General features: G+C 63.9%; 29 protein-coding genes. 12 read left to right on the top strand and 17 right to left on the bottom strand.

Features of this window, described 5'->3' with window-relative positions:
* Positions 1–303 precede the first annotated feature (303 nt).
* The 3 genes from ACKUUH_RS09655 to ACKUUH_RS09645 are packed head-to-tail and all read left to right on the top strand — an operon-like array spanning position 304 to position 3,204.
* Entirely contained in the window at positions 304–1,026 is a 723-nt protein-coding gene (locus ACKUUH_RS09655) for an MFS transporter (RefSeq protein ID WP_407949696.1), read from the top strand.
* Between the two features lie 2 nt (positions 1,027–1,028).
* Positions 1,029–1,799 carry an alpha/beta fold hydrolase gene (locus tag ACKUUH_RS09650; RefSeq protein WP_407949695.1) on the top strand — a complete coding sequence of 257 codons (771 nt, stop codon included), beginning with the start codon at positions 1,029–1,031 and terminating at the stop codon, positions 1,797–1,799.
* 34 nt (positions 1,800–1,833) lie between these two features.
* The gene (locus ACKUUH_RS09645; protein ID WP_407949694.1) at positions 1,834–3,204 is read left to right on the top strand and encodes an MFS transporter; all 1,371 of its coding nucleotides are present in this window, start codon (positions 1,834–1,836) and stop codon (positions 3,202–3,204) included.
* Positions 3,205–3,214: 10 nt separating this feature from the next.
* Here the strand turns inward: ACKUUH_RS09645 and ACKUUH_RS09640 are convergent, their stop codons facing one another.
* The 4 genes from ACKUUH_RS09640 to ACKUUH_RS09625 all read right to left on the bottom strand — a co-directional run bounded on the left by ACKUUH_RS09640 (position 3,215) and on the right by ACKUUH_RS09625 (position 5,832).
* Positions 3,215–3,562, bottom strand: a complete 348-nt coding sequence (locus ACKUUH_RS09640; protein ID WP_407949693.1) for a hypothetical protein — start codon at positions 3,560–3,562, stop codon at positions 3,215–3,217.
* A gap of 87 nt (positions 3,563–3,649) precedes the next feature.
* Positions 3,650–3,994 carry a hypothetical protein gene (locus ACKUUH_RS09635; protein ID WP_407949692.1) on the bottom strand — a complete coding sequence of 115 codons (345 nt, stop codon included), beginning with the start codon at positions 3,992–3,994 and terminating at the stop codon, positions 3,650–3,652.
* Between the two features lie 144 nt (positions 3,995–4,138).
* Positions 4,139–4,483 (bottom strand): hypothetical protein, encoded by a 345-nt coding sequence (locus ACKUUH_RS09630; protein WP_407949691.1) that lies wholly within the window; start codon positions 4,481–4,483, stop codon positions 4,139–4,141.
* A 92-nt stretch (positions 4,484–4,575) separates the two neighbouring features.
* The gene (locus ACKUUH_RS09625; RefSeq protein WP_407949690.1) at positions 4,576–5,832 is read right to left on the bottom strand and encodes a M20 family metallopeptidase; all 1,257 of its coding nucleotides are present in this window, start codon (positions 5,830–5,832) and stop codon (positions 4,576–4,578) included.
* 160 nt (positions 5,833–5,992) lie between these two features.
* Here ACKUUH_RS09625 and ACKUUH_RS09620 point away from each other — a divergent pair, with 160 nt between their 5' ends.
* A complete protein-coding gene (locus ACKUUH_RS09620; protein ID WP_407949689.1) occupies positions 5,993–6,742 on the top strand; it encodes an alpha/beta fold hydrolase in 750 nt (249 codons plus the stop codon).
* A 146-nt stretch (positions 6,743–6,888) separates the two neighbouring features.
* Here ACKUUH_RS09620 and ACKUUH_RS09615 read toward each other — a convergent pair whose 3' ends face one another.
* Both ACKUUH_RS09615 and ACKUUH_RS09610 read right to left on the bottom strand, forming a co-directional pair.
* Complete coding sequence (locus tag ACKUUH_RS09615; protein ID WP_407949688.1) at positions 6,889–7,680, bottom strand: SDR family NAD(P)-dependent oxidoreductase; 792 nt, start codon at positions 7,678–7,680, stop codon at positions 6,889–6,891.
* 89 nt (positions 7,681–7,769) lie between these two features.
* Positions 7,770–8,144 (bottom strand): hypothetical protein, encoded by a 375-nt coding sequence (locus tag ACKUUH_RS09610; RefSeq protein ID WP_407949687.1) that lies wholly within the window; start codon positions 8,142–8,144, stop codon positions 7,770–7,772.
* A 108-nt stretch (positions 8,145–8,252) separates the two neighbouring features.
* Between ACKUUH_RS09610 and ACKUUH_RS09605 the strand changes: the two genes are divergently transcribed.
* The gene (locus ACKUUH_RS09605) at positions 8,253–8,645 is read left to right on the top strand and encodes a DUF427 domain-containing protein (protein WP_407949686.1); all 393 of its coding nucleotides are present in this window, start codon (positions 8,253–8,255) and stop codon (positions 8,643–8,645) included.
* 33 nt (positions 8,646–8,678) lie between these two features.
* On the opposite strand, the gene ACKUUH_RS09600 is transcribed toward ACKUUH_RS09605, so the two are convergent.
* The 6 genes from ACKUUH_RS09600 to ACKUUH_RS09575 all read right to left on the bottom strand — a co-directional run bounded on the left by ACKUUH_RS09600 (position 8,679) and on the right by ACKUUH_RS09575 (position 13,868).
* On the bottom strand, positions 8,679–8,978 hold the full coding sequence (locus ACKUUH_RS09600; protein ID WP_407949685.1) for a HigA family addiction module antitoxin: 300 nt from the start codon (positions 8,976–8,978) through the stop codon (positions 8,679–8,681).
* An 11-nt stretch (positions 8,979–8,989) separates the two neighbouring features.
* Positions 8,990–9,277, bottom strand: a complete 288-nt coding sequence (locus ACKUUH_RS09595) for a type II toxin-antitoxin system RelE/ParE family toxin (RefSeq protein ID WP_407949684.1) — start codon at positions 9,275–9,277, stop codon at positions 8,990–8,992.
* Between the two features lie 67 nt (positions 9,278–9,344).
* Positions 9,345–10,208: an SDR family NAD(P)-dependent oxidoreductase gene (locus tag ACKUUH_RS09590; protein WP_407949683.1), complete on the bottom strand. Its 864-nt coding sequence runs from the start codon at positions 10,206–10,208 to the stop codon at positions 9,345–9,347.
* Positions 10,209–10,410: 202 nt separating this feature from the next.
* Positions 10,411–11,211, bottom strand: coding sequence for an enoyl-CoA hydratase (locus tag ACKUUH_RS09585; protein WP_407949682.1), 801 nt, complete (start codon positions 11,209–11,211; stop codon positions 10,411–10,413).
* Between the two features lie 201 nt (positions 11,212–11,412).
* Positions 11,413–12,951, bottom strand: coding sequence for a sulfatase (locus tag ACKUUH_RS09580; protein WP_407949681.1), 1,539 nt, complete (start codon positions 12,949–12,951; stop codon positions 11,413–11,415).
* A gap of 107 nt (positions 12,952–13,058) precedes the next feature.
* On the bottom strand, positions 13,059–13,868 hold the full coding sequence (locus ACKUUH_RS09575) for an alpha/beta fold hydrolase (protein WP_407949680.1): 810 nt from the start codon (positions 13,866–13,868) through the stop codon (positions 13,059–13,061).
* 215 nt (positions 13,869–14,083) lie between these two features.
* On the opposite strand from ACKUUH_RS09575, the gene cysE reads away from it, so the two are divergent.
* Complete coding sequence (gene cysE / locus ACKUUH_RS09570; protein WP_407949679.1) at positions 14,084–14,920, top strand: serine O-acetyltransferase; 837 nt, start codon at positions 14,084–14,086, stop codon at positions 14,918–14,920.
* A 9-nt stretch (positions 14,921–14,929) separates the two neighbouring features.
* Here the strand turns inward: cysE and ACKUUH_RS09565 are convergent, their stop codons facing one another.
* Positions 14,930–16,201 (bottom strand): NAD(P)/FAD-dependent oxidoreductase, encoded by a 1,272-nt coding sequence (locus tag ACKUUH_RS09565; RefSeq protein ID WP_407949678.1) that lies wholly within the window; start codon positions 16,199–16,201, stop codon positions 14,930–14,932.
* Positions 16,202–16,206: 5 nt separating this feature from the next.
* Positions 16,207–16,482 (bottom strand): hypothetical protein, encoded by a 276-nt coding sequence (locus ACKUUH_RS09560; RefSeq protein ID WP_407949677.1) that lies wholly within the window; start codon positions 16,480–16,482, stop codon positions 16,207–16,209.
* Between the two features lie 158 nt (positions 16,483–16,640).
* On the opposite strand from ACKUUH_RS09560, the gene ACKUUH_RS09555 reads away from it, so the two are divergent.
* Positions 16,641–17,447 (top strand): glucose 1-dehydrogenase, encoded by an 807-nt coding sequence (locus ACKUUH_RS09555; RefSeq protein WP_407949676.1) that lies wholly within the window; start codon positions 16,641–16,643, stop codon positions 17,445–17,447.
* Between the two features lie 369 nt (positions 17,448–17,816).
* On the top strand, positions 17,817–18,029 hold the full coding sequence (locus ACKUUH_RS09550; protein ID WP_407949674.1) for a DUF3126 family protein: 213 nt from the start codon (positions 17,817–17,819) through the stop codon (positions 18,027–18,029).
* A 15-nt stretch (positions 18,030–18,044) separates the two neighbouring features.
* Here the strand turns inward: ACKUUH_RS09550 and ACKUUH_RS09545 are convergent, their stop codons facing one another.
* Complete coding sequence (locus ACKUUH_RS09545; RefSeq protein ID WP_407949673.1) at positions 18,045–18,809, bottom strand: hypothetical protein; 765 nt, start codon at positions 18,807–18,809, stop codon at positions 18,045–18,047.
* Between the two features lie 216 nt (positions 18,810–19,025).
* Here ACKUUH_RS09545 and ACKUUH_RS09540 point away from each other — a divergent pair, with 216 nt between their 5' ends.
* Both ACKUUH_RS09540 and ACKUUH_RS09535 read left to right on the top strand, forming a co-directional pair.
* Positions 19,026–19,412 carry a hypothetical protein gene (locus ACKUUH_RS09540; RefSeq protein ID WP_407949672.1) on the top strand — a complete coding sequence of 129 codons (387 nt, stop codon included), beginning with the start codon at positions 19,026–19,028 and terminating at the stop codon, positions 19,410–19,412.
* Positions 19,409–19,747: a DUF6949 family protein gene (locus ACKUUH_RS09535; protein ID WP_407949671.1), complete on the top strand. Its 339-nt coding sequence runs from the start codon at positions 19,409–19,411 to the stop codon at positions 19,745–19,747. The genes ACKUUH_RS09540 and ACKUUH_RS09535 overlap by 4 nt, the downstream gene beginning before the upstream one ends.
* 4 nt (positions 19,748–19,751) lie before the next feature.
* Here the strand turns inward: ACKUUH_RS09535 and ACKUUH_RS09530 are convergent, their stop codons facing one another.
* Together ACKUUH_RS09530 and ACKUUH_RS09525 are read right to left on the bottom strand one after the other, a co-directional pair.
* On the bottom strand, positions 19,752–20,807 hold the full coding sequence (locus ACKUUH_RS09530) for a hypothetical protein (protein ID WP_407949670.1): 1,056 nt from the start codon (positions 20,805–20,807) through the stop codon (positions 19,752–19,754).
* A gap of 103 nt (positions 20,808–20,910) precedes the next feature.
* Complete coding sequence (locus ACKUUH_RS09525) at positions 20,911–22,896, bottom strand: PhoX family protein (RefSeq protein WP_407949669.1); 1,986 nt, start codon at positions 22,894–22,896, stop codon at positions 20,911–20,913.
* Between the two features lie 153 nt (positions 22,897–23,049).
* Between ACKUUH_RS09525 and ACKUUH_RS09520 the strand changes: the two genes are divergently transcribed.
* Positions 23,050–23,580, top strand: a complete 531-nt coding sequence (locus tag ACKUUH_RS09520; protein ID WP_407949668.1) for a gamma carbonic anhydrase family protein — start codon at positions 23,050–23,052, stop codon at positions 23,578–23,580.
* Entirely contained in the window at positions 23,580–24,047 is a 468-nt protein-coding gene (locus ACKUUH_RS09515) for a DUF192 domain-containing protein (protein WP_407949666.1), read from the top strand. The genes ACKUUH_RS09520 and ACKUUH_RS09515 overlap by 1 nt, the downstream gene beginning before the upstream one ends.

The following is a 24,047-nucleotide window of genomic DNA, read 5'->3' as shown; positions in this document are numbered from 1 at the left end:
TCGAGGCTCGAAAAGGTTCCCGGCCTGCGCCGGGACAGGCCCCCGGACCTTTTCGTTCGCTTGCGCGAACCGCCTCTCACCCCCGCGAGGGGGAGGCGAAGGACTGTCCGCGTTTTGCGAACCGCATCCCATTCTTACGATTTTGTGAGGGACGGGGTTCCGGTAAGGCTTGGTCGGGCCGGGGGCATCGGCCATAATCGCCGCAACTGACTTAATGTCAGACATGGCAACATGCCGGACATAACAAATGCCGGACTGGGCGAGCGGGCCGGAGAGCCTGCCGCGATCCGGGAGGAGATCCGAATGCCGAACGCGGCCTCGCCGGGCCATGCGCCTGTTTCGCGCTGGAAGCTTTTTTCGTTCGCCGTGCCCGCCGTGCCGATTTCGGCCATGGGGCTGCCGCTCGTCGTTCATCTGCCGCCCTTCTATGCGAGCACGTTCGGCATCGGGCTGACGACGGTCGGCGCGATCTTCATGCTGGCGCGGTTCTGGGATGTGTTCACGGACCCGGTGCTCGGCATTCTGTCCGACAAGTTCGAGACGCGCTGGGGCCGGCGGCGGCACTGGATCGTGCTTTCCGTGCCGATCATGATGCTGTCGGTGGTGATGATCTTCATGCCGGCGGGCGGGGTGACGCCAAACTATCTCATCTTCTGGCTGTTCGTGCTTTATGCCGGCTGGACGCTGCTCACCATTTCGCACATGAGCTGGGGGGCGGAGCTGACGCCGGACTATAATGAGCGCTCGCGCGTGCAGGGCGCGCGGGAAGTGGCGCTCATTCTCGGCATGGTGTTCGTGCTGACGCTGCCGGTGATGATCGAGCAGATGAATCCGGAGAATGTCGCGGCGGCGCGCGTCGCCTCGATGGGATGGTTCGTGCTGATCCTGCTGCCGGTCACCGTCGGGCTCGCGGTCTGGCAGGTGGGCGAGCGGCCGACGCCGACGCCGGTCCATGTGCCGTTCGGCCAGGCGGTCTCGGCGCTGGTGCAGAGCCGGCCGCTGCAGATCGTGCTGGCGGCGGACTGAGCATGGCGGTGTTTTCGTCCGGTGGCGTCGAGATCGCCTATGAGGTCGCGGGGGAGGGGCAGCCGATCCTGCTGGTGCACGGATTTTCCGCGACGGCGGAAGACAACTGGGTGCGCACGGGCTGGGTGCAGGCGCTGACGCGCGCGCGCTACAAGGTGGTGACGTTCGACCTGCGCGGGCACGGGGCGAGCCAGAAGCTGCACGATCCGGCCGACTACACGACGGCGAAGATGGGCGGGGACGCGATTGCGCTCATGGATCATCTGGGGATCGAACGCGCCGACCTGATGGGCTTTTCCATGGGGGCGGGGATCGCGCTGTGGCTGGCGGCGCGGCATGGCGAGCGCTTCGGCTCCGTGGTGCTGGCGGGCATGGGCGGCAAGGCGCTGGAGCCCTCGCGGGCGGGCAATCCCGTGGCCGAGGCGCTCGAAGCCGCCGATCCCTCGAGCGTCGAGGACCGCCCGGCGCGGGCCTTCCGGCTCTACGCGGAAAATCTCGGCCAGGATCTGCGCGCGATCGCGGCCTGCGCGCGGGCGCCGAGGCGCAGCGCCGAGGCAGGCGAGGGTGTGGCCGAGCTCGCGGGCGCGGTCCGCAACAAGGCGCTCGTGATCGCCGGCGCGCGCGACGACCTTGCGGGCGACCCGCAGGCGCTCGCGGCGCTCATGCCCCATGCGCGGGCGGAAATCATTCCCGGTACGGACCATATGTTCGCGCTGCCCAATCCGATGTTCAAGGGCGCGGTGATGGATTTCCTGACCGGCTGGGACCAATAAAGCCATTCATCATCTGGCGGAACGAGAGACGAAAATGTCCGACAAGCGTTTGTCTTCGTGGCGGCTCGCTGCCTTTTCGGGGCCGGCCATTCCCATTGCCGCGCTCGGCCTGCCGATCGGTGTCTACCTGCCGCAATTCTATGCGGGGCCGATGGGGCTGGGGCTTGCCACTGTCGGCACGATCTTCATGCTGGCGCGGCTCTGGGACGTGGTCACCGATCCGATGATGGGGGTGATCTCGGACAAGTTTCCCTCGCGCTGGGGACGGCGGCGGCACTGGATCGTGCTGTCGGTGCCGATGCTCGTCATCTGCGCCTGGATGGTGTTCGTGCCAACGGCGCCGGTGACGGCGGGCTATCTGCTAGGCTGGATGTTCTTCCTCTATGTTGGCTGGACGATGCTCACCATCTCGCACATGGCGTGGGCGGCGGAACTTTCCGGCGACTATAACGAGCGCTCGCGCATCCAGGGCTTCCGCGAGGCGTTCCAGCTTCTCGGCGTGCCGCTGGTGCTGCTGATCCCGGCGATCATCGAGCGGATAGGCGCGGAGAACATGGAGACGGCGCGCGTCGCCTCGATGGGCTGGTTCATCGTGCTGCTGCTGCCGGTTGCCGTCGGGCTCAACATTCTCTTCGTGCCGGAACGCAAGGCGACGCCGCAGGCGCCGATCTCGTTTGCGGCGGCGCTGAAACCGATCTTCCGCAACGCGCCGCTCCGGCGGCTGCTGGCGGCGGACTTCCTGAGCGGCTTTGCGGGCGCGGCGCTCGCCTCGATGTATATCTACGAGGCGAGCTATGTCTGGGGCATCGGCTCGGTCGCGAGCTTCCTGCTGCTGCTCTATTTCTTCGGCGGCATCGCCTTCATTCCGATGGTGCTGAAACTCAGCTACCGCATCGGCAAGCACCGCACGGTGGTGGCGGCGGGGATTTTCAACGTGCTCTTTCCGCCGGTGATCTTCCTGATCCCGGAAGGCAATGTGTATGTCGCGTCGCTGGTGCTTGTTTTCCTGGGGATGAATGTCGGCACGACGACGACGCTTTACCGCTCGATGATGGCGGATGTGGCCGATATCGACGAGTTCGAGACGGGACGGCGGCGGACCGCGCTGTTCTATGCGTTGCTGACGCTGACGCAGAAGCTCGGCGGCGCGGTGGCGGTGGGCGTCGTGTTCTGGACGCTGGCGCTGATCGGCTTCGTGCCGAAGCAGGGGGAAAACACCGAGGCGACGCTGACGGGGCTTTCCATCGTCTTCGTGGCGACGCCCATGATCTGCAACGCGCTCGTCGCGCTCGTCATGATGAAGTTCCCCATCGGCCTCAAGGAGCAGGAGGAACTGCGCCGCAAGCTCGACGAGCGCTTCGTCGAGGAAGTGGAACTGACGGAGCGCCCGCCGAACCTGCCGTGAGGACGAGGCTTCAATAGTCTGTCAGGCAGGGAAAGGCATCGGTCATCGCCTGCATCATGGCGTTTACGTGGGGTTCTTCCGCCCACCAGGAATCGAGGGCGAGCTCCCTCAGGCGGGCGATCATCATGTCGGCCGCCTTGTTGTGCTCGAGCGGAATGCAGACCGGCTCGGGATTGTTCGAGAGCTTCATGCCCGACAGGATGAAGTCGTTCATATAGGCGCGGCAATCGTCGGGATAGTCGTCGCATTCGAGGAGAAACGTCCGCAGCGGGTCTTCGGCCGGTTCCTCCGCCTGGGCGCTGGCGATCAGGCCGGCGAATGCGAGTATGGCGGCGATTGATCCACAGACCGTCTTCATTTCCCATCCCCCTACCGGTTGAGCGAGCGTGCGCGCGCGGCCGGCGCGCGTCAAGGTGCGCCAGAACGTTTCCCGGGAGGCAAGGTCTCAGTAGAACTTCAGGCAGGAAAAGACCTCGATCACCGCCCGCGTCATGGCCTCTTCGTGAGGCTCCTTCGCCTCGAGTGGGTCGCGCGCGTATTCGTGCAGGCGAGCGAGGATCATGTCGGCGGCCTCGATGGGCGCGGGAACGCATGCCGGGTCTGGATTGCTCTGAATGTCCAGCATCGACTGGATGAAGTCGATCGTATAGTTGCGGCAATCGTCGAGATAGAGGTCGCATTCGGGGAGGAACGCCTGCAGCGATTCATCGGCCGGTTCCTCCGCATGCGCGATTGCGAGCGACCCGAAGAATGCGAGCGCGGCAATGATTGCCCCACAAACTGTCTTCATTTCCCTCGTCCCCCAGACCGGCGCATATTGGTTGAGCAAGCGTGGGCCTGCAACCAGGGCGCGTCAAGCAGCGGCAATGAGGCAGCCTGCGATTTGGGGGCGGCCCGGGCGAAGCGGCCGCCGAACCTGCCGTGAGGAAGAGACTCACTCATCCGTCAGGCAGGGATAGCTATCGAGCACGGCCTCGGCCATAGCAAGCAAGCTCGATCCCTCCGCCCACTCGGGTTCAACCCCGAGGATGAACATGTATTGGAGCACGGAGTCGGCCGCCTCATAGGGCTCGATAGGCACGCAGGCCGGGTCGGGATTGAACGAGAATTTTTCTATGAACACCGGGATGAATGCGTGTGTAAAGGCGCGGCAATAGTCCGGATTGCCCATGCATTCGTCGAGAAATTCACTCAGAGATTTTTCGGGCGGTTCCTCCGCTTGCGCGGGCGAGCCGATGAGGGCAAGCGCGACCGTCATTGCTCTAAAAGCCGTCTTCATCTTGTCCGCCCCCCCCTTACCGGCCCATACCGGCTGAGCGAGCGTGCGCGCGCGGTCAGGGTCGCGTCAAGGTGTCTTCCGAGGGCGCGTGCCTACATGCAGCCGCAGCCGCCGATGTTCGTCGCGCCGTTCGGGTCGTAGGCGGCGGCGACGGAGCGGGCGGAGCTGTCCGCCGTGGCGGCGAAATCGGCCTTGGCCTGTTCGCGCATGGCCGCGTCGGTCATGAAGTCGATGGCGGTCATGGCGAGCGCCCTGGCGCCGTCGAGGCAGGCCTTGTCGCCCAACTCGGAGGCGGCCCATTTCGCGAATTCCGGATTGTGGATCACGACATGAGGCGGCGCCGACGCGATCATCGGATGGATCGAGGGCACGCGGTGGCTGACATTGCCCATGTCGGTGCTGCCGGAGGAGCCCGCCGGCATTTTCGAGAGCGGGAAGAAATCGCGGCCGAGCGAACGGGCATTCGCCTCATAGGCGTCCGCAATCGGCATGCTGGTCTTGAGGTCGAGATAATCGGCTTTCGCCCATTTGATTTCCGCCGTGCAGCCGGTGGCAAGCGCGCCCGCCTCGAAGCAGGCCTGGACGCGCTTTTTCAGCGGCGCGAGGTCTTCCGCGTTCGCGGCGCGGACGTAGAAGAGGCCGGAGGTTTCGTCCGGCACGATGTTCGGCGCGCTGCCGCCCTTCTTGATGATGCCGTGGACGCGCTCGGTCGGCTTGATGTGCTGGCGGAGCTGCGCGATCGCCTGATAGGCGGTGATGAGGGCGTCGAGTGCGTTCAAGCCCATATGCGGCATGGCGGAGGCATGGGCCGAGCGGCCGCGATAGGTGACGGACACTTCCGAAATGCAGATGCAGGGCATGGTGATGAGATCGACGCCTGCAGGGTGGACCATCATCGCGGCATCGACGCCGTCGAAGGCGCCGTCCTGCGCCATCAATTCCTTGCCGCCGCCTTGTTCCTCCGCGGGTGTGCCGAGATAGCGGACGCGGCCGGGCAGCCTGCCGTTCAGTTTTGCGAGCGCGAGCGAGGCGCCGAGACCCGTGGTCGCGATGATGTTGTGGCCGCAGGAATGGCCGATACCCGGAAGGGCGTCGTATTCGGAGAGGATCGCGACTTCGGGGCCGCGGGTGCCGAAGCTCGACGCATAGGCGGTGGGAAGACCGAAGGCAGCGCGGGTGACGGGGAGGTTGGCCTTGTCGAGCGCGGCGGTGAGGATGCGCGCCGCCTCGTGCTCGTGAAAGGCGAGCTCCGGCTTTGAATGGATTTCGTGGCTGACGGCGAGAAGCTCCGCCGACATGGCGTCGATCGCATCGCAGACTTCGCGTTTCAGGGCGGCGGCGTCGGTCATTCTCTTCTCCCGGTGTTTTGAAGAAGGGTAGACCGTTGCCACGATATTTTCTACCTACGCAGAAGCCTTCCCCCGCCCCGAAAATTTCGTCGCAAGCTCGAAATTTTCGACCCGCCCCCAAGGGCGGGTGGGTATTTTCGAGGAGTTGGAGAGAAAATTCATGGAATTCTTCGAGGCGGATGACGGTGTGCGGATTGCCTATGCGGTGGCGGGCGAGGGGAGCCCGGTGATGCTGGCGCATGGGTTTGCCTCGACGCATGAGGTGAACTGGGTTGCGACAGGCTGGGTGAAGACGCTGACGCAAGCCGGGTACCGCGTCATCATGCCGGACATGCGCGGGCATGGGGCAAGCGGCAAGCCGCATGACGCGCATGCCTATACGCTTTCCGCGATGGCGGGCGATCTCGTGGCGCTGCTCGATCATCTGGGAGAACCGGGGGCCGACCTCATGGGCTATTCGATGGGGGCGATGGTCGCGCTCGTCGCGGCGATGGAAGCTCCGGAACGCTTCGACAGGATCGTCGCAGCGGGCGTCGGCGCGAAGCTGCTCGATCCGAAGCGGAATCCAGGCCCCGTGATCGAGGCGCTGCTGACGGACGATCCGGCAAGCATCGAGGACAAGGGCGCGCTGTTGTTTCGGACTTTCGCCGACCAGAACAAGCAGGACAGGGAGGCACTCGCCGCCTGTTTCGAGGCGGTGCGTGCGCCTTTTCCCGTCGATGGCTTGTCGCGCATCACGCGGCCCGTGCTCGTCGTTGCGGGAGAGGCCGATGTGCAGGCGGGTGCGCCGGGACCGCTGGCGGAACGGATGCCCAGGGGAGAGTCCTTCACGGTGCCGAAGCGCGACCACATGAAGACGGTGGGGGACCGGGCGTACAAGGAAGCGGTGCTGGGGTTTTTGGGGGAATGAGCAATGACGGAGTGTGAAAAGACATTCGTCATGACCCGCTTTATGCGGGTCATCCACGTCTTCGCGGAAGGACTCGAATGAAGAAAGACGTGGATGGCCCGGACAAGCCGGGCCATGACGTTCTTTGTTTGTTGTTTTGAAAACTTCTACCGCGCCGTCAGCGGGGCGAAGCCGAGATGCATGCCTGCATCCGTGATGAGCGTTTCGCCGGTGATGTGGTCCGAGCCTTCGCCGCAGAAGAAGACGACGGCGGTGGCGATGTCTTCGGGCGTGCCGGCGCGGGCGAGCGGTGTCGATTCTTCCTGCTGGCGCTTGATGCCCTCGAAGGTCTGCTGGCCGAAGCGGTCCGAGAACCAGCGCGTGCCGATGAAGCCGGGGCAGACGGCGTTGACGCGGATTTTCGGCGCGAGTGAGCGTGCGAGCGAGAGCGTCATGGTGTTGAGCGCACCCTTGGATGCCGCATAGGCGACCGATGAGCCGATGCCCGTGACGCCCGCGATGGAGGAGATGTTCACGACCGAGCCCTTGCCCGCCTGTTTCATGTGCGGCGCGCAGGCGCGGATCATCTGATAGGCGCCGACGACGTTCACCTTGTAGATCCAGAGGAAGTCTTCGGCGTTCAACTCGTCGAGTTCGGCGTGGTTCGCGAATTTGGTGCCGCCCGCATTGTTGACCAGCACGTCGACGCGGCCCCATTTCTTCACCGTCTCGTCCACGATGCGGCGGCAATCGGCATCCTCGCTCACGTCGCCCTGGGCGAGCAGCGCCTGGACACCTTTCGTCTCGCAGGCGGCAAGCGTTTCCTTCGCTTCCTTTTCGCTCTTCGTGTAGTTGATGACGACGTTGCAGCCCTTGTCCGCAAGCTGCAGCGCGACGGCGGCGCCGAGGCCCGTGGCGGAACCCGTGACGATGGCGACCTTGTCCTTGAGCTGCGACATGAGACTTCTCCCCTGATGACTTTGCGGGGGAGTTTAACGAGTGGGCGCGTCAGGCCCAACTAAAGATCGGGCGGAGCGCCGGGTTTCGACTAATCGTCAGAGCCAGGGAGGGGCGGGTGACGGAAGGCAGCGAGGATCAGCTTGTCCGTCAGGCGGTCGCGTCGCGCGGGCGGCGTGGCGAGCTCGACCGAAACGAGATGGGGTTCCGGATAACGCTTCGCGACGCCGCGGGCAAAGCCGACTTCCGGCACGTCGAGCGCGACTTCCGTTTCGAGCGCGGGCAGGGGGAGAACCTCCACGATGGCGCCGGAGACGGACATTTCATGGACGAGGCATTCCGCATCGACACCGGCAAAGACGATGCGGCCCTCGATCCGCGTGGCGATGCGGCGGAACTGGCGCCGTTCTTGTTCTACGGCGCCTTGCGGTCCGATTCCTTGTTCGATTTCCGAGGGTTCGGCCATAGCGAATGCTTCCGGGCATACATCTCCAATGGTTAAGCTAGGCGCGGGAGGTTGCCAAATCCTTGCGAGAGACCCATCTCTTTCCGAGAAACAGAAAGGAGGGCGGCCATGGGAACGCTTGTTTCCGGAAAAGAGCATAAATCGGGCTATGAGAGCCATCCGAACCACCTGCTGCGGGTGATGCAAGCGGGGCGGCATGTGCGCGTGACGGCGAATGGTGAGACGATCGCCGATACGCGGGACGCGCTGGAGCTTTTCGAAGGCGAATATGCGCCGGTCTTCTACATTCCGCGCCGGGACGTGCGGATGGAGCTTTTGAAGCCGACCGAGAACCGGAGCTGGTGCCCTTTCAAGGGCGAGGCGCATTACTGGAGCGTGAAGACCGGCGACGAGGAAATCGTCAATGCCGTCTGGTCCTACGAAGACCCGTTCGTCGAGGTCGCGGGCATCAGGGACTATATGGCCTTCTATCCGAACAAGGTGACGATCGAGGCGGCGTGACGGCGGGGCGCACCCCGCCGCTCGCCGCACGGGTCAGGCTGCCTGGCTGTGGGGCTCAATCTTCGCGAGCGTGCCTGTGAGCTTTTTCGAGGCGACGTGCAGGTCGTATTTCGCCTGCATGTTCATGAACCATTGCGGGTCTACCTCGAAGAAGCGACCGAGGCGAAGTGCAATATTGGCGGTGATGCCCTGCCGCCCGTTACAGATTTCATTGAGGCGGCTGCGCGATACGCCAATCGCCTTTGCCAGCGCATAAACCGACAGGCCCATCGGCTCCAGAAATTCCTCCCGGAGGACGGCGCCCGGATGGGGAAGCGGAATCTTGCGGGTCATGCGATCTCCTTTTACTCAACTGTGATAGTCGCCCAGTTGGTTTCATAAGCGTCACCGTCTCGCCAGACAAAACAGATACGCCATTGCCGGTTGACCCTGATCGAGTGCTGACCGGCGCGGTCCCCCTTCAACTTTTCCAGCTCGTTGCCGGGAGGAACACGCAAATCCTCGATGCGGGTGGCCGTGTCGATCAGGAAGAGCTTCACAACCGCCCGGCGCGCAATGTCCGTGGGGACGCCTTTGGGGACTGTTCCCTCGGCCAGCGCCGCCGTGCGCTTGTCGCGAAAGCTCTTTATCATGCCAGAACGTACACGATTTTAGTACGTTTTTCAAGCGAAGCGTACCGATTTAGTGTACGTTCCGGCCCTATGCCGGTTTCTTCGCGTCTTCCGGCAGGCTCGAGAGGAAGTCGGAGATCACCTTTTCGAAATCGATGCGCTTGCCGAGCGTGTTCATAGGCCCTGCGGTAAGCGCGCCGTCGACGGCGATGGTCTGGCCGTTGACGAAGGTGGACTCGTCGCTGGCGAGGAAGAGGGCCGCATTGGCGATGTCTTCCGGGAGCCCCGAGCGCGGCGTCGGCTGTATCTTCGCAAGATGCGTCTTCATCACCTCGGCGAACTGGTCGGCGACCTGCGTGCCGAGACCGAGGCCCGAACCGAAGATGGAGGTGGCGATGCCGCCGGGGCAGATCGCGTTGGAGCGCACGAAATGGGGCGCGAGTTCGAGCGCGGCGCAGCGCGAGAAGTGGTGCACGGCGGCCTTGCAGGCGGAATAGACAAGGGGACCGAAGCCCGCCTGGAGACCGGCGACGGAGGCGGTTGAAATGATCGAGCCGGACTGCTGCGCCTTCATGTGGGGCACGGCATATTTGTAACCGAGCACGACACCTTTCAGCAGCACGCCGACGGTTTCGTCGAAGCCGTTCATGTCGATCCCGGCGAGTTCGCCGCCGACGCCGCCATAGCCTGCATTGTTGAAGAGGACGTCGAGACGGCCGAACTTCTTCACGGTGTGGGCGACGAGGTTTTTCATCTCGTTCTCATGCGCGACATTGGTGCGGCAATAGGAGAAGTTCTCTCCAAGCTCGCGCTCCATCGCCTCACCCTTGTGGTCCTGCAGGTCGGCGGCGACGACCTTCGCGCCTTCCTTGAGGAAAAGATCGACCGTGCCGCGGCCGATGCCGCTTGTGCCGCCGGTGATGATGGCGACCTTGCCGTCGAGACGTCCCATGATGTTCTCCCTGTTTTCGGTTCTTGATTGTTTTTATGAGTGCATGTTAGCCGCTGCGCCGAAGAAAAGAGAAGCGTCGTCATTGCGAGGCCGCTGAAAGCGGCCGTGGCGATCCATAGCGGCGAGGATTGCCTCTGCGGCCCATGGATTGCTTCGTCGCTTCGCTCCTCGCAATGACGAAAGAAGAAATGGAAAAATTTTCCTATTTTCCCCTGAAAACCGGCTTTCTTTTTTCCATGAAGGCGGCGCGGCCTTCCTTGTAGTCGTCGCTGGCGAAGCAGCGGGCGATGAGCGCCTCGCATTTGCCGCCGTCGAAATTGCCGGGCGCCTTCGTGAATTCGTCGACGACCTGCTTGGCGGTGTTGACGGTGAGGGGCGCATTCTCGGCGATGAGGGCGGCGTAGTCGCGGACGAAATTTTCAAGCGCTTCCTTCGTCGTCACGCGATTGACGAGGCCCATGGCGAGCGCTTCGTCGCAGGTGAAGCGGCGGGCGGTGAAGAAGATCTCCTTGGCAAAGGAAGGCCCGACGAGATGGACGAGGCGGCCTGTGCCGCCGGCGCCGTAAGCGAGGCCGAGCTTTGCGGCCGGGATGCCGAAGGTCGAGCCTTCGGCGGCGATGCGCATGTCGCAGGAGAGCGCGATGCCGAGGCCGCCGCCGATGCAATAGCCGTCGATCATGGCGATGGTGGGCTTGCGCGTTTCCGCGATGGCGTTGAAGGCGCGTTCGGTCGCCTGCTCATAGGCGAGGATGCCTTCCGCCGAGGAGCGGCTTTCGCCGAATTGCGAAATGTCGGCGCCGGCGACGAAGGCACGGTCGCCTGCGCCGGTGAGCACGATGACGCGGATTTCCTCGTCGGCCTCGAAGGCGGAGAGGATTTCCGGCACCGCCTGCCACATTTCGAGGCTGACGGCGTTGAGCCGCTCGAGATTGTTGAAGATCATCCAGCCGATCGCGCCGTCTTTCTTCGCGATCATTTTCGAGGTGGGGGAGGAGATGGACATGGGGCTGTTCCCGGATCAGGTGTTTCGCTGCTGTCTGGGATACAGGCGGGGCGGGATGCTGGCAACCGGCGATAAAACAACCGTCATTGCGAGAAGGCCGCAGGCCGACGAAGCAATCCAGGGGCGGCGGACTCTGAACAAGCGGCCCCTGGATCGCCACGGCCGCTTCGCGGCCTCGCGATGACGAAGAAAGGGATTACCTCAAACCGGCGCGACGCATTCGAGGCGCGGGGTGCGATGCGGCGGTTCGGCGTCCCGGAGGTCGGCGAGGAGATCGGATTTCAGCGCCGCATAGGAAGGATCGTTCCAGAGATTGCGGAGCTGGCCGGGGTCTTCATTGTGGTCGTAGAGCTCGCCTTCCGTGCCGTCATAGATCGTGCCCGGCAGATAGGCCGTGATGGTGTAGCCGTCGCGGTAGATGGTGCGCAGCCCCACCGTCGTGCCGTCGACATGTTGACAGTCCCATTCGGTGAAGACGCGCTGGCGGTTCTGTTTCTCGGCTTCCATTTCCGATTTCGGCATGGGCGCGCCCTGCATCCATTCGGGCACGGGGAGGCCCGCGATCTCGCAGAAGGTGGGGGCGAGGTCGATCTGGCCGACGGGTTTTTCGACCGTTGCGGGCGCGACTTTCGCGGATTTCGCGGGACGCCAGATCATCGGCAGGCGCATCAATGCGTCGACGTGATAGGGGCCCTTGAAGAGGAGGCCGAACTCACCCTGGAATTCGCCGTGGTCGGTGGTGAAGACGATGTCGACATCGTCGCCCCAGCCGCGCTTTTCGATATAGGCCATGACCTTCGCGACGGCTTCGTCGATCAGCTCGTTCTCGACATGAGTGAAGGCGTTGATCTCCTGCACCTGGTCGGCCGTCATGTCGCAGGCGCGGAATTCGGGCGGCGCCTCGAAATTCGTCACGCGCTCGCCCTTGTACCATTCCATCCAGTGGCGCGGCTTGCCGGCCAGCACTTTCTCGATCTTCTCCTTCGAGCCCGGATAGAACTCCGGCAGGGGCGTGTCGCGCCAGGGATGGCGGTGAAGCTCCGATTGCGGAGGATCCCAGGGGTGGTGCGGATCGGGGAAGCTCATCCAGCAGAACCAGTCTTCCTCCGCGCCGACGGTGGCGAGCCAGTCGACGGTGCGGCCGGCCACCCAGTCGGTGTGATAATGCTCGCGGGAGACCGGGTTGAAATGCACCTGGCAGGCGCCGGTGTCGCCGCCGCCGGCCGCGTTCACCTGAAACTTCTCGTTGAGGTTTTGATAGAAATAGCCGAAGGCATCCGGATCGTTCTTCCTGATCCATTCGGCGTAGTGAAGGATCAGCGGCGAATGCGTCGCGAGTTCCATGTAGTCGAAGCCGCGATGCGGCCCGTGCTCGCCCTTGCGCGCCATCTGGCTTTCGTAGAATTGCTGCTTCGGATCGATGAAGGGCTCGAAATGCGCCTTGCCGATGAGCGCGGTCTTGTAGCCCGCCTTGTCGTGGAGATATTGCGCGACGGAGGGCGCGTCTTCCGGCAGCGGCACGCCATTCATCCAGACGCCATGCGTCGAGACATATTGCCCGGTGATCATGGTCGAGCGGGCGGGCATGCAGACGACGTTCTGGTTATGCGCGCGGGTGTAGTTGATGCCGTTGGCGGCGAGGGCGTCGATGGCGGGCGTCCGCGCGATCTTCTGGCCGTTCGCGCCGATGGCGTCGAAGCGCATCTGGTCGGTGGTGATGAAGAGGATCTTGCGGCCCATGTTTCGCTCCCTTAGCCGCTTTGAAAGCGCGGCTTAATGTTCACCATTATCTTTGCATGGGGCGGTACTGCCGGACAAGGGTGGGCGTCCGAAACACAGTTTGCCGGCTAGCCCGCCTCTTCGCCCTTCAGGAACGAGATCATGGCGGGCAGTGCCGTGCGGTCCTGCAGCATGAAGAGGTGGCCGCCATCGAAGAAGCGGAGTTCGGCGCCGCGGATGCGGGAGGCCATGAGTTCCTGCGTCTCGGGAAGGGCGATGCCGTCATACTTGCCGCCGCAGATGAGGGTCGGGCAGCGGATCTGGTCGAGGCGGTTCCATGTGTCGTGCATCGCGCGGGCCTCGAGCTGGCGGCGGCGGCCCATGTCGTGGCCCTCTTCGCCCGCGTAAGGATCGGCGGCGGCCATGGCGACGATTTGTTCGTAGGTCTCGGGATTCGCTTTCGCCCAGACCTCGTCGTGGCGCGTATCGGAAATCGGGATCATGAAGCGCGCGCGCTCCTCGTTCCCCATGTCCATGAGCTTGTGCAGCGGGTAGGAGGCACCACCCGCGCCGCCTGGCGAGGTGCAGGCCAGCACGAGGCCTTCGACCACATGCGGGTGATTGATGGCGAGCTCCTGCGCGACCATGCCGCCGAAGGAGACGCCGACCACCAGCGCCGAGCCCCAGCCGATGGCGGCCATGAGGTTCACGGCGTCTTCGGCATATTGCGCCATGCTGTAGGGCTCGTCGGGCTTGGACGTTTGCCCGAGGCCGCGCTGGTCATAGGCCAGCATATCGAAGTGCTTCGGGAAGGGGCCGTCGAGCACGTTGGGGCGAAGGCGAAGATCGCCGCCGGTGCCGGAGATGAAGAGGAGGCGGGGGCCTGACCCCACGCGCTCGTAGAAGATGTCGATATCGCCGGCCTTGGCGAAGGGCATGGGGCTGGTCCTCTTCCGGTTATTTGCGTTTGAGAAAGATTAACACGTGCGATGCCGAAGCCGAGAGGGTTCTCCCATTGAACTCGCTTGAGGCCGCGCTATGTATTAAGCTCTTTTCAGGCGACCCCGTGCCGGTCTCGGGGCCAAACCGCGAATGCGGCCCACGATCTCCGAGCAAGATGCGCCGGAGCGGGCTCTAGGGAAGGAGCGGGGATATGTCGAAGGCAGCCGAACGGAACCAGCCGCTCTCCGTCTGCGATCCCGTGTGGGAGCGCGTGCGGGCGGAAGCAGGAGAGATGGCGGCGGGCGAGCCGATCCTCGCGAGCTTCCTCTATTCGACGATCCTCAATCACCGGAATTTCAACGACGCCATCGCCTATCATCTGGCGCAGAAGCTCGGCAATACCGAGGTTCATTCGATGCAGCTTCGCGAACTCTTCGACGAGGCGATGCGCGACCAGCCGGATATCGGCGAGGCGACGCGGGCGGATATCGTCGCCTATTACGAGCGCGATCCGGCCTGCCACTCCTATATCCAGCCGATCCTCTACTTCAAGGGGTTCCACGCGCTGCAGGCTTATCGCGTGGCGCACTGGCTGTGGAACAATGACCGCCGCGCGATGGCGCTTTATCTGCAGAGCCGCATCTCGGAACTTTTCGCGGTGGACATCCATCCGGCGGCGCGTGTCGGCCGTGGCGTCTTCATCGACCATGCAACCGGCATCGTGATCGGCGAGACGGCGGTGGTGGAAGACGATGTGTCGATGCTCCATCACGTGACGCTTGGCGGCACGGGCAAGGAGCAGGGCGACCGCCACCCGAAGGTGCGGCGCGGCGTGCTGATTTCGGTCGGCGCGAAGGTGCTGGGCAATATCGAGGTCGGCGAATACAGCCGCATTGGCGCGGGCAGCGTGGTGCTGCATGCAGTGCCGGCGCATTGCACGGCTGTCGGCGTGCCGGCGAAGATCGTGGGTTGCGCGGGCTGCGACAAGCCCGCTCATGCGATGGACCACATCATTCGCGAAGAGGGCAGCCTCGACGCCGAAGGCTGACGACACCTCTCAGGGCAGCCTGTCCTTCAACGCATAGAAGATCATTCCAGCGACGAGGCCGGGATAGCGGAGCCACGTGCCGCCGGGGAATTTCGGCGTCTTGAGTTTCGCCATGACGTCGAAGCGCTCGGCCTGTCCAGCGATGGCTTCCGCAATCAGCTTGCCGCCCAGCGTCGCGATGTTGATGCCCTGGCCCGAATAGCCATGCGCGAAGACGATATTGGGCGCGAGGCGGCCGAAATTCGGCAGGCGCGTCATGGTGATCGCGAGTGTGCCGCCCCAGGCATAGTCGATGCGCACATCCTTCAATTGCGGGAAGACGCGGAGCATGGGCTTTCGCACGAAGGCGGCGATGTCGGACGGGAATTTCGGCGAATAGCTTTCGCCGCCGCCGAAGAGCAGACGTCCATCTCCTGAGAGGCGGTAGTAGTCGATGACGAATTTGGTGTCCTGCACGCAGGCGTCGTCGCGGATGAGTTCGCGGGCGCGTTCACCCAGAGGCTCCGTCGCGACGATGAAATTGTTGATCGGCATGATGGTGCCGGCGACGCGCGGCTCGAGCTTGCCGAGATAACCGTTGCAGGCGAGGACGACGTGTTTCGCGCGCACCGTGCCGCGGGCCGTGCGGACGGTGGCGGGATCGGTCCGCGTCACTTCGATGACGGGCGATTGTTCGTGGATGCGCACGCCCTTCTCGCGGGCCGCGCGGGCAAGGCCGAGCGCGTAGTTCAGCGGATGGAGATGGGCGCCTTCTTCTTCGAGGATGCCGCCGTGATAGCAGTCGGTCGCGACCATCTCCCGCAACTCATCGCGTTCGACATAGCGCATCTTCGTGTAGCCGTAGTTGCCGGCGAGGTGCTCCACCTCCTCCTTCAACCATTTCGCATCGCCGCGCTTCCAGCCCGCATGGATGAGGCCCGGTTTCAGATCGCAAACGATGTTGTGGCGCGCGATGAGGTCCTTCACCAGCGCGTTGCTTTCGAGGCCGAGGTCCCAGAGCCGCCGCGCCCATTTCTTGCCCAGCGCCTCCTCAAGCGAGCGCTGGTCCTTGCGCTGACCGAGACCGAGCTGACCGCCATTGCGGCCCGACGCGCCCCAGCCGACGCGTTCGGCTTCGAGCACGATGACCGAGTATCCGCGTTCGGCGAGATGCAGCGCCGCGGAGAGGCCGGTATAGCCCGCGCCGACGATGCAGACATCGGCTTGCGCATCGCCCGCCAGAGGCGAGGGGGGCGTTTTGTCGTTTGCCGTTGCGGCGTACCAGGAAGGGGGATGGGACATGCGGGTCAGATCTCGATTTTTTTGTCGTTCCGATCGTCCGCGTAGATGTCGCAGAGGTCGAGACAGGCTTCGAAGGGTGCGCTGTCGCGCGTGTTCTCCAGCGCGTCGTCGTCTTGCCATTCGCTGCGGAAGATCACCTTGCCGCCGTCCTCGGAAATGCTCGAGGAGATGAAGCCCCTGGGCGGGTTGCGGTCGAACTCGCGTTCCTTGTAGGCGCGGAGCTGCGTCACGATGTGGTCGGCTTGCGAGGTTTCGAAGGTAATCAGCAGGGCGACGGCCATTTCTTCTCCGGTTCGTTGTTGTCCCCGTTTTTCGGGGTGGGGCAGGCTTGCTGGGACACCTATAGCATGAGGATGGGCGCTTTCGCGCTTTGCGCAGGACATCCGGCACGGCAAGATGGCGTCAAAACAAATCATAACGACAAGGGAGATGACAGAAAATGGGTCGGATGCAGGGGAAGGTCGCAATTGTTACGGGCGCGGCAAAAGGTATCGGCGCGGCGACGGCGAAAGCGCTGGCGCGGGAAGGCGCGAAAGTCGTTTGCAGCGATCTCGACGAGGCGGGGGGGCAGGCGGTTGCCGACGCCATTGCGAATGATGGCGGCGAAGCCACGTTCATCAAGCACGATGTGGTGAACGAGGCGGAATGGGAGGCCGTGGCGCAACATGCCGAGAGCCGCTTCGGCGGACTGCACGTCGTCGTCAACAATGCGGGTATCGCGCCGGAAGGCGGGCCCATTGAGGAGAAGACGCTCGCCTCGTGGAGACACACCATTGCGGTGGACCTCGACAGCGTGTTTCTCGGCTGCAAACACGGCATCCGTACGATCAAGAAATACACGTCGAAAGGCGGCGCGGGCGGCTCCATCATCAATATTTCATCGATCCTCGGACTTGTCGGGCAACCCAATGCCAGCGACTACAATGCGGCGAAGGGCGGCGTGCGATTGCTGACGAAGTCGGCGGCGCTCGAATGCGCGGAAGCGGGATACAACATCCGCGTGAACTCGGTGCATCCGGGCTATATCGACACGCCGCTGGTGCGCGACGCGCTGAATCGCGGCGTGGTGCAGGGACAATCGGTGGGGCCGAACGAGATGCGCGAGCTTCTCATCATGCTGCATCCCGTGGGCCGGCTCGGCATTGCGGACGAGATCGCCAATGCCGTTCTTTTCCTCGCGAGCGACGAGGCGAGCTTCATGACGGGATCGGAAGTCGTCGTCGATGGCGGCTATACGACGCGCTAGACCGTTGGCCCTAACGCGGGGCCGGGGCGAGGAGGGCGCGCTGTTCGCCGGCCTCGCCCGGGGCCGGCGGAAAACGCGATTGCGCGAGGCTGATGAGCGCCGCCGCCGTCAACGCGATCGCTACGAATATGAGTAATTTCCGGGCGCGTCGCGACATTGCGCCTGTTCCTCTGCCTGTTTCTCCCTCACCCTGCAGAAAGGGTTGCACAGGGCGGGAAAGCCGCACATTGGACCAAGCGCCGCAGGGCAGTGGGGACCAAGCGCCAAGGCTCCCGGGTTTGCACCGGCCGCGTCAAATGGTTACAACCTCGGTGCGGTGGCCATCGGGCCGCCTATCCACCCGGAATCCAGCGTCGATGGGAGAGCTTCTTGGACAAGACCGAAATTCAGCGCCTCGAGGCCTATCTGCGCCGGAAATTCGAGCTGCCGTCGATCGTGGTGCGCCAACGCCCGCAGAAGGATGACTCTGCCGAGGTGAATATCGGCGATGAGTTCATCGGCGTGATTTTCAAGGATGTCGATGAGGGCGAGGTTTCCTACGCCTTCAACATGGCGATCCTCGATATCGATCTGGCGTCCTGAGGCCGGGCCTCAACCTCAATCCAGTATCGGCCCCTGAAGGTCGTCCACCGGCTCGACCGATTCCATGTTGCGGACGAGTGAGGTGACCGCGTCGTCTATCGCGCGCCAGTCGTCGAGGTGTTCGCGCTTGTAGCGATAGTCGAGTTCGAGGTTCGGCCCGAGAAGAAGCGAGCGCGAGCAATTGGGGCTTTCGACCAGCGCGCTTCTGCGGTCGCAGAGGAGGAGCGTCATGCGATCCTCCGCATCCTTGCCAACCAGAAGATCCTGTCCGGCGTATCCCGATTTTTCGTTGAACGTGTAAAGCTCGAGCCCGTCAGGACCCGGCTGCGGCTCGCTTGCCGAGAGATATTTCGAGTAGATGGTCTTGAAGCGCCGCGCCGAATTGAGCGGCGCCGCCTTTTCCCGCAGCGAGAAATAGACGACCTCGGAGCGCAGCGAGTTGTCGCTGAACTCATCCTGCCTGTCCGGCGACCAGGGCGCGAGATCGGGCAGCAGGGCGTGCATGTCCATTGCCTGCTGACGCCCGCCGGCGCGCTGGCTCGGATAGCGCGTGTAGTGCTCGGGGATCAGGAAGCGGGTGTTGCCGACAATGACCTCGATCTTCGCTTCGGCAGCGCTGGCGCGCGGGTCCTGTCCGAGAATCTCGGCGGGAGTTGGCCCGAAATAGTAATAGAGGAAGGCGCCGGAGAAGATCAGCACACCGACGAGCACGAGGAGCGGGATGATCCAGGCGGGCCGCTCCCTGACCAGTTCGTCGTCCGATCGATTGCGTCGCGCCACTTTCTCACTCCCAGCCGGTCTGGTGCGGTTGTTCCGTATCGATACAGCGCCCGGCGCAAACCGGCACGGGCGGCCCTTGCAATGGCCCTCGGACCGGAGAGGCCGATCCCTGCCTTTATCCTTATAACCCGCTGAAATTAAAAGATCATTTCAAATTACGGCTGGCGCGTGCGGGGGCGCGGCCGGCGCTGGTATGCCGCTTGCGGACAAGGCGGCATGACCAGGTTCGTTTTCAAATCGCTGATGATCGCAGGCGCCTTCTTCGCCTTCGGGGGGCACATGCCCCTCGACGGGGATGGCGGGGCCTTCGCCCTGCCGCAGGTTTCCTGCGAGGCGGATTTCGCTTCCTGCCGTATCGGCGAAAGGGAAGTGGCGCTGGGCGACCGCTCTCCGCTGCTGGCGGAAATCGCGGCGAAGGCAGAGGGCGCGCCGGGCGAAGAGCTGATGCGGGCGCTCGGCGATCCCGAGCTCGTCCGGCTGCTCGATCAGCAGGTCATTCCGGAATTCGCGGTCGCAGCGGCGCAGATGCGTCTCGCCGAGGTGGCCAATCAAATCATCGCGGGGATCGACACGGGCGCCGGGCAGGCGCGCCGGGCCGAATGAGTACGATACATGTGGCGGGGCAAATGAACGAAATCTCGGCTTTCTTCTTTTCGATCGCGACAGGCTTCGTCGCGGCGGGACTTACCAGCAGTTTCTACCGGCTCGTCACCAACAAGCCGCCGAGCTTTCAGCTCCATTCGGAAACGATGATGTGGCAAATGATCGGCGTTTTCACGCTGATCTTCGCCGGACCCACCGTGATCCTGCGCAACGCGCTGCGCGCGCAGGTCTTCGAGAACAGGCCTCCCTTCTGGATGCTGCTTTCGGGCTGCATCGCGACGATGTGGAGCTTCCTCTCGGGTCTCTTTCTTCTCGGCGTGATGCTCGCGGCCTGAGCGGTCAAGCGCTTCGGCGGCGCATGACGCGGCGGCCGAGCGCGGTCGCAAAAAGAGCGCCGATGCCGCCCACGATTGCCCAAATCCATCCAAGTGCGATCAGCACCAGGTTCCATGCCGTCTTGAAGGCGCGCAGGCCCGTCTTGCCGGTGATCTCGATGACGCCGCGCGTTTTCGTGCCGAGCGTTCCGCTCATCTTGCCGATGCGGGCAAGATCGTCCGTGTTGTCCACATATTTCATCAGGCGCACCGTTTCGGCGGGCCCTGCCGCGCGTTCGAGCGCCGCCACATCGCCAAGGATGGGCGTCACCTTCGCCATCGATACGCCGCCGGCATAATCGGCGATGGCGCGGCGGGTCGCCGCGGTGTCGGAGAGGTCGACGGCGCGCAGCGTGGTGCCGAGCTTGTCGAAATTCACTGCCTCCTGAAGGACACGGACGATATCGCGCGTGAAACCGGCGGTTACCGTTCCGGCTTTCTTCGCGACCTTGAGGATCGAGACGCCGATGCGCGCGGGAAGGCCGCCGCCGCCCGTTGCGACGGTGGCCGTGGTCGCGGCAAGGCCGACGACGGAAAGGCCGAGGATCATTTGCGAATATTCCTCGCCGCGCACGAGCTTCCCGCCTTCGCTGCCAATGTCGCGGACATCGCCGACCACGGTCAGGTCGGACGCCATGGCGCCCATGAAGGCCGGCGTGTCGCCGCCTTCGCCGGTGACGAAACCGGTGACGAAGCTGCTCGTGTTGCGGGTCACGCTGCGCGCGAAGGCATTTTCGGCGTCGAGACGCATTTGCGTATCGGGGTCGAGCGGCATCTCCGCCCATGCCGCGATTTCGGCATACATCACCGCGTCGTCATAGGCGTTTTCGTCGAGCGCGCCGTTTATGCGGCGGCTCAAATCCGGTCCGCTCGTCGCCTCCGAAAGTTCCGCCTTGATGAAGGGTTCGGCCGGGAGAGCATCCTCCGGCACGTATTCGTCGAGTAATCCCCGCTCATAGGCCGCCATGAAGGCGAGGGGGAGGACGAGCAGGAAGACGACGAGACTGACCAGAAAACGCATGCGGGAAACGCCCCTCTCGCAGTGCGGACGGCTTTGGCCCAGCCGACCTTCAACGGTGCCGCAAACCGAGATTGGGGCATCGGGACGCGAGGCGCAACCCGCGTCAGCCGCCGACGGGGCCGCCTTTCTTCGCCGTGATGGCGAGAACGGAGGGACGCGGCGGCATGCCGGGCTCGAAATCGGGCCAGCGCGTCGCCGGATCGGCGAAGGTGGAGCTGCGTTCGAAGCCCTTGAAGTCTTTCGTGCCGTCGGCTCCCGGATGCTGCACGGCGAGGAAGAGCGTCGTGCCGTCCGGCGTGAAGCAGGGGCCGCAGACCTCCGCACCGACGGGGGCACGGAAGATGCGCCGCGCGATGCCGCGCTTGTCGCCCGTTGTGGCGAGGGCGTAAAGCCCGTCGGCGGCGCCCGATGCCGCGTTCCAGCCCGAGCCCTGATCGGTCGCGACCCAGAGACGGCCGGAGGGGTCGACCGCCATGTTGTCGGGGCAGGCGAACCATTGGTCGCTGCCCAGGTCAGGGTTCCATTCCGCACCGACGGCGGGAAAGCGCGGATCGCCGCATTTCACGAGCATGGTCCATGCGAACGCGGTTGCGCCGTGATCGCCGCCTGCCGGTGTGAGTTCGACGATCTGTCCCCAGAGATTGCGGGCACGCGGGTTCACGGCGTCGGTCTGCTCGCGCTCCTTCGAGTTGGTGAGCGCGACATAGACGCGGCCCGTCGCCTCGTTCGGTTCGACGTCTTCGGGGCGGTCGAGCGGCGTGGCGCCGAGGATATCGGCCGCACGTCGCGTCTCGATCATGACGTCGGCCTGCGAGGAGAATCCGTTTGTCTCGTCGAGGCCGTTCTCGCCGTGAACAAGCGGCATCCATGTGCCGCTGCCGTCTTCCTCGAAGCGGGCGACATAAAGCGTGCCCTCGTCCAGAAGCGACATGTTTGCCGCGCGATCGCCGGAGACTTTCGCGGCGGTCACGAATTTGTAGAGATACTCGAAGGCCTGGTCGTCGCCCATATAGATTGCGAGACGGCCATCCGCCGTCCGGGCGTTTTCGCAGCCTTCATGCTTGAAGCGGCCGAGGGCGGTTCGCTTCACCGGCGTCGAGTTGGGATCGAGCGGATCGACCTCGACGACCCATCCATAGCGGTTCGGCTCGTGCGGTTCGCGCGACAGGTCGAAGCGCTTGTGGAAATAGCCCCAGGGATAGGAGCGGCTGCCGGGAACGCCCATGCGGGTGTGGTTCGCGGCTTCGCGCTCATCCGCGTTCTCGCCGACGAAATAGAAGTTGATGTTTTCTTCCGACATGAGCCATGTGCCCCAGGGCGTGATGCCGCCAGCGCAATTGTTGAAGGTGCCCATGACCACGGTTCCGGAGGGATCTTCGTTCGTCTTCATGCGGTCATGGCCGGCAGCGGGGCCGGATATCGCCATGGCGGTGGAGAGCGGGGTGATGCGGCGGTTATAGGAACTGTCCGTCACCGTCCGCCAGCGGCCGTCTTCGCCGCGCGCGACCTCGACAATCGTGCCGCCATGCGCGGCCATGGAAATTTCCACGATCTCGCGCGTGTAGAAGGTGCGCGGATCGTCGGCCGGGTAGTCCGGGTACATCAGGTTGTCGTTCGTGTATTCGTGGTGGATGCAGAGAAGGCCGCGGTCGCTGGCACCCGAACCGTAGGGGAGGGGTACAAAGCCGATAAAGTCGTTGTTGTAGCCGAAGCGGGCGAGCTGCGAGCTGGCGCTCTGGTCATTCACGTCGAAGGCAGGCATGTCCTTCGCGACGGGGTCGCCCCAGCGGATCAATATGTCCGCATCGTGGTCGGCGGCGATGTGGTGCGTCTCGTCGATGCCGCCCGGCACTTCCTCGAAGCCGAAAATGGCATCGGGCCGCGCTTGCGGAGCGTCGTCGCAGGCGGCGAGCGAGAGGACGGCGGGCGAGACGCTGGCGAGCAATGCGGCCTTGCCGAACCCGCGCAAGACATCGCGCCGGGCGAGGCGGCGCTCCCAGAGAGTGGCAAGGGAGGGCGACGTCTCGCGCGGCACCGGCGCGTCGTCCGCCGCTTCGAGTTCCTCGCCGAAGGATTTCCGTCCCGCCATTTGCCGCCACTCCCCTTGTTGCCGCCGCCAGCCTATGCAGCGGGTTTGACGGAGCGATGACAGCCTGTTTCCGGTGGCTTCCGCAAGTCTCGTATCGCCGCGCGACCCGTGCCATAGTCCGGCAAAAGCGACCTGTTCGAGGAGGAATTCGAGATGCCCGTTTATGCCCTTGGCGACAAGAAGCCGATCCTGCCCGCAGAAGGCGAATACTGGATCGCGCCCAATGCGGAAGTCATGGGCAATGTGAAGCTCGAGAAGAACGCGAGCGTCTGGTTTGGCGCGGTGCTGCGCGGCGACAACGAACTCATCACCATCGGCGAGAATTCCAACGTGCAGGACGGTTCGGTGCTGCATACCGATCCCGGTTCGCCGCTCACCATCGGCGCGAACGTGACCATCGGCCATATGGTGATGCTGCATGGCTGCACGATCGGCGAGGGGAGCCTTGTCGGCATCGGCAGCATCGTGCTCAACAATACGAAGATCGGGAAGGGCTGCCTTATCGGCGCGAACACGCTGATCTCCGAGAACAAGGAGATACCGGACTATTCCATGGTGCTCGGCTCGCCCGGCAAGGTCATCCGCACGCTCGACAAGGAAACCGCCGAGGCGCTGCGGCTTTCGGCCGATCACTATGTCCACAACTGGCAGCGCTATGCGCGCGAGATGAAGCGGCTCGACTGATGCGAAGGCTGTTTGCGTCCGCTTCGCTTGCGCTGCTTTTTCTTTTCGGGGCCTGTGCTCAAGCCGACGAGCGTGAAGCCGTTATCGAGACGCAAGATGGCGCCGTGCACCGCTTTGCCGTCGAACTCGCGCTGACGCCGGACGAGCAGCGAAGGGGCCTCATGTACCGGGAGGAGCTTGCCGAAGACAGCGGCATGCTCTTCTTCTATCCCGCGTGCACGCCCGCGCATTTCTGGATGATGAATACGCTCATCCCCCTCGACATGATTTTCATAGAGGCGGACGGGCGGATCGCCCGGATTGCCGAAATGACCGTGCCGGAAACGCTGGATGTCCATGAATCGGGCGTGCCCGTGAACGGTGTTCTCGAGGTGAAAGGCGGGCTGACGCGACGTCTCGGGATCGGGGAGGGGGACTTTGTCCGCCACCCCTGGTTCGGAGAGGGCGGGGAGGCTACTTGCGGCTGA

Origin of the sequence: Parvibaculum sp. (assembly GCF_045863935.1) — a bacterium.
Taxonomy (GTDB): Bacteria; Pseudomonadota; Alphaproteobacteria; order Parvibaculales; family Parvibaculaceae; genus Parvibaculum.
This window is presented reverse-complemented; position numbering and strand designations above follow the sequence as displayed.

Excerpts from the sequence above, each read along its gene's own strand:
- ACKUUH_RS09655 (WP_407949696.1), top strand. The coding sequence starts at position 304 with ATGCCGAACGCGGCCTCGCCGGGCCATGCGCCTGTTTCGCGCTGGAAG.
- ACKUUH_RS09650 (WP_407949695.1), top strand. The coding sequence starts at position 1,029 with ATGGCGGTGTTTTCGTCCGGTGGCGTCGAGATCGCCTATGAGGTCGCG.
- ACKUUH_RS09645 (WP_407949694.1), top strand. The coding sequence starts at position 1,834 with ATGTCCGACAAGCGTTTGTCTTCGTGGCGGCTCGCTGCCTTTTCGGGG.
- ACKUUH_RS09640 (WP_407949693.1), bottom strand. The coding sequence starts at position 3,562 with ATGAAGACGGTCTGTGGATCAATCGCCGCCATACTCGCATTCGCCGGC.
- ACKUUH_RS09635 (WP_407949692.1), bottom strand. The coding sequence starts at position 3,994 with ATGAAGACAGTTTGTGGGGCAATCATTGCCGCGCTCGCATTCTTCGGG.
- ACKUUH_RS09630 (WP_407949691.1), bottom strand. The coding sequence starts at position 4,483 with ATGAAGACGGCTTTTAGAGCAATGACGGTCGCGCTTGCCCTCATCGGC.
- ACKUUH_RS09625 (WP_407949690.1), bottom strand. The coding sequence starts at position 5,832 with ATGACCGACGCCGCCGCCCTGAAACGCGAAGTCTGCGATGCGATCGAC.
- ACKUUH_RS09620 (WP_407949689.1), top strand. The coding sequence starts at position 5,993 with ATGGAATTCTTCGAGGCGGATGACGGTGTGCGGATTGCCTATGCGGTG.
- ACKUUH_RS09615 (WP_407949688.1), bottom strand. The coding sequence starts at position 7,680 with ATGTCGCAGCTCAAGGACAAGGTCGCCATCGTCACGGGTTCCGCCACG.
- ACKUUH_RS09610 (WP_407949687.1), bottom strand. The coding sequence starts at position 8,144 with ATGGCCGAACCCTCGGAAATCGAACAAGGAATCGGACCGCAAGGCGCC.
- ACKUUH_RS09605 (WP_407949686.1), top strand. The coding sequence starts at position 8,253 with ATGGGAACGCTTGTTTCCGGAAAAGAGCATAAATCGGGCTATGAGAGC.
- ACKUUH_RS09600 (WP_407949685.1), bottom strand. The coding sequence starts at position 8,978 with ATGACCCGCAAGATTCCGCTTCCCCATCCGGGCGCCGTCCTCCGGGAG.
- ACKUUH_RS09595 (WP_407949684.1), bottom strand. The coding sequence starts at position 9,277 with ATGATAAAGAGCTTTCGCGACAAGCGCACGGCGGCGCTGGCCGAGGGA.
- ACKUUH_RS09590 (WP_407949683.1), bottom strand. The coding sequence starts at position 10,208 with ATGGGACGTCTCGACGGCAAGGTCGCCATCATCACCGGCGGCACAAGC.
- ACKUUH_RS09585 (WP_407949682.1), bottom strand. The coding sequence starts at position 11,211 with ATGTCCATCTCCTCCCCCACCTCGAAAATGATCGCGAAGAAAGACGGC.
- ACKUUH_RS09580 (WP_407949681.1), bottom strand. The coding sequence starts at position 12,951 with ATGGGCCGCAAGATCCTCTTCATCACCACCGACCAGATGCGCTTCGAC.
- ACKUUH_RS09575 (WP_407949680.1), bottom strand. The coding sequence starts at position 13,868 with ATGCCCTTCGCCAAGGCCGGCGATATCGACATCTTCTACGAGCGCGTG.
- cysE (WP_407949679.1), top strand. The coding sequence starts at position 14,084 with ATGTCGAAGGCAGCCGAACGGAACCAGCCGCTCTCCGTCTGCGATCCC.
- ACKUUH_RS09565 (WP_407949678.1), bottom strand. The coding sequence starts at position 16,201 with ATGTCCCATCCCCCTTCCTGGTACGCCGCAACGGCAAACGACAAAACG.
- ACKUUH_RS09560 (WP_407949677.1), bottom strand. The coding sequence starts at position 16,482 with ATGGCCGTCGCCCTGCTGATTACCTTCGAAACCTCGCAAGCCGACCAC.
- ACKUUH_RS09555 (WP_407949676.1), top strand. The coding sequence starts at position 16,641 with ATGGGTCGGATGCAGGGGAAGGTCGCAATTGTTACGGGCGCGGCAAAA.
- ACKUUH_RS09540 (WP_407949672.1), top strand. The coding sequence starts at position 19,026 with ATGACCAGGTTCGTTTTCAAATCGCTGATGATCGCAGGCGCCTTCTTC.
- ACKUUH_RS09535 (WP_407949671.1), top strand. The coding sequence starts at position 19,409 with ATGAGTACGATACATGTGGCGGGGCAAATGAACGAAATCTCGGCTTTC.
- ACKUUH_RS09530 (WP_407949670.1), bottom strand. The coding sequence starts at position 20,807 with ATGCGTTTTCTGGTCAGTCTCGTCGTCTTCCTGCTCGTCCTCCCCCTC.
- ACKUUH_RS09525 (WP_407949669.1), bottom strand. The coding sequence starts at position 22,896 with ATGGCGGGACGGAAATCCTTCGGCGAGGAACTCGAAGCGGCGGACGAC.
- ACKUUH_RS09520 (WP_407949668.1), top strand. The coding sequence starts at position 23,050 with ATGCCCGTTTATGCCCTTGGCGACAAGAAGCCGATCCTGCCCGCAGAA.
- ACKUUH_RS09515 (WP_407949666.1), top strand. The coding sequence starts at position 23,580 with ATGCGAAGGCTGTTTGCGTCCGCTTCGCTTGCGCTGCTTTTTCTTTTC.